Consider the following 508-nt stretch of genomic DNA (forward strand, 5'->3'; position numbering starts at 1 on the left):
CATGAAACTCATTACCGCAATCATCAAGCCGTTCAAGCTCGATGAGGCGCGCGAAGCCCTGTCGGCAATCGGCGTCTCCGGGATCACGGTCACGGAAGTCAAAGGCTTTGGACGTCAGAGGGGCCATACCGAGTTGTATCGGGGCGCCGAGTACGCGATCGATTTTCTGCCGAAGGTGAAGATTGAAGCCGCCGTGCCGGACGACATCGTCGACCAGGCGATCGAGGCGCTCAAACGCGCGGCGCGCACCGGCAAGATCGGCGACGGCAAGATTTTCGTCACACCGATCGAGGAAGTGATCCGGATCCGCACCGGGGAGACCGGCGCGGACGTCCTGTAGAAAAGCAATGACAAGAGGAAACTGGAAATGCGCAAACTTTTGATGTCCCTGCTGATGGTCGGCTCGCTGCTCGCAGCCGGCATCGGCAACGCCATTGCCGCCGACGCGTCGGCCGCACCGGCCGCGATGACCGCCAGCGCCCCCGCGGACGCATCGGCTGCCGCCGCG

The 508-nt window shown here is 63.2% G+C and carries 1 protein-coding gene; it reads left to right on the plus strand.

Translation table 11 applies throughout. From position 1 onward, the window contains the following. The first annotated feature begins 1 nt into the window (after window position 1). Window positions 2-340 carry a P-II family nitrogen regulator gene (locus HV796_RS43290; protein WP_175233677.1) on the plus strand — a complete coding sequence of 113 codons (339 nt, stop codon included), beginning with the start codon at window positions 2-4 and terminating at the stop codon, window positions 338-340. The last annotated feature ends 168 nt before the right edge of the window (window positions 341-508 follow it).

It is taken from the genome of Paraburkholderia humisilvae (assembly GCF_902859855.1).
Taxonomy (GTDB): domain Bacteria; phylum Pseudomonadota; class Gammaproteobacteria; order Burkholderiales; family Burkholderiaceae; genus Paraburkholderia; species Paraburkholderia humisilvae.

Excerpts from the sequence above, each read along its gene's own strand:
- HV796_RS43290 (WP_175233677.1), top strand. The coding sequence starts at position 2 with ATGAAACTCATTACCGCAATCATCAAGCCGTTCAAGCTCGATGAGGCG.